Annotated in this window: 2 protein-coding genes; one reads left to right on the top strand and one right to left on the bottom strand. The window is 33.2% G+C overall.

Annotated elements, in window-relative coordinates; all coding sequences use genetic code 11:
- Positions 1–33: 33 nt before the first annotated feature.
- Positions 34–309 carry a winged helix-turn-helix transcriptional regulator gene (locus ACY2RU_RS17555; RefSeq protein ID WP_490139786.1) on the bottom strand — a complete coding sequence of 92 codons (276 nt, stop codon included), beginning with the start codon at positions 307–309 and terminating at the stop codon, positions 34–36.
- A 157-nt stretch (positions 310–466) separates the two neighbouring features.
- Here ACY2RU_RS17555 and ACY2RU_RS17560 point away from each other — a divergent pair, with 157 nt between their 5' ends.
- Positions 467–979 (top strand): VOC family protein, encoded by a 513-nt coding sequence (locus ACY2RU_RS17560; RefSeq protein ID WP_490139785.1) that lies wholly within the window; start codon positions 467–469, stop codon positions 977–979.
- The last annotated feature ends 219 nt before the right edge of the window (positions 980–1,198 follow it).

The following is a 1,198-nucleotide window of genomic DNA, read 5'->3' on the forward strand; positions in this document are numbered from 1 at the left end:
GTTGCCAACAAGTTTGAAATCGAGCACATTTAATTAATTCTTACAATCTTCCAAACCCCATTTATTCAAACTTCTTAAAATATTCTCAAGCGATTTTCCTCTAGTGCTTAAACTGTATTCCACTTTAGGAGGAACCACAGGAAAAACTTTTCTAAAAATAAGCCCATCTTTTTCTAAATCTCTTACTGTTTGTGTAAACATTTTATTTGAAATCCCAGGAATTTTCTTTTGTAATATCCCTGAACGTAAACCGCCCTCTAATAAATGAAATAATATTAAAGGTTTCCACTTTGTACCTATTAAATTCATTGTGTAATTTAAAGGACAGCTAATATCTTTATTCAAAATTCTAATTTTATAATACTGGTTTTCATTATTTTACTCGTTTTAGTAACTATACAACCTTTTAGTAAGTTATTGCCTAATGAGCAAATATAGATTAATTTTGCAATCTAAAATATAACTTATGACAACTAATAAAAATTATCCAAAATCATTTTCGCATATCGGACTAACAGTTCCTAACATAAAAGAAGCTGTAAAATTCTATTCAGAAGTAATGGGATGGTACATCATTATGGAGCCTTCAAAAGTAAAAAAGGAAAAAGAAACTGCTATTGGTCAAATGTGCATCGACGTTTTCGGAAATGATTGGACGGAATTTGAAATTGCTCATTTAGCAACTTCTGATGGAATTGGAATAGAATTATTTTCTTTTCCGAATGGAATTAAAGAAGCACCAGAATTTAATCCTTTCAATACTGGTCTATTTCATTTTTGTGTACAAGACCCGAATATTGAAGAACTCATTGATAAAATTTTGGCGTATGGAGGAAAACAAAGAATGCCAATCAGAGAATACTATCCGAATGACAAGCCTTTCAAAATGTGCTATGTTGAAGATCCATTTGGAATTGTATTTGAAATTTACACTCATAGTTATGAACTGACTTATTCTTCAGGTGCCTATTCAAAATAAAAACCTGTTGGCAACACCGTATAAAGCCAATGGCTAAGTTGGTTAAACGAATTAACTTTCCCACAAAAAGACTATCTTAGATAAACCGAATAAACTCGTAAACGGCTTCGCTGTGGCTTCCGAGTCGCACGCGTCGACGCCGCTGCCAACATTTGCTACCGCAAATTTGGTTGATCCACAGCGAGCCAAGAACCGCCACTGGCATTATACAAACACGTT

Source organism: Ulvibacter sp. 2305UL32-6, from assembly GCF_058148545.1.

Coding starts and splice junctions, on each gene's coding strand:
- ACY2RU_RS17555 (WP_490139786.1), bottom strand. CDS start 309: ATGAATTTAATAGGTACAAAGTGGAAACCTTTAATATTATTTCATTTA.
- ACY2RU_RS17560 (WP_490139785.1), top strand. CDS start 467: ATGACAACTAATAAAAATTATCCAAAATCATTTTCGCATATCGGACTA.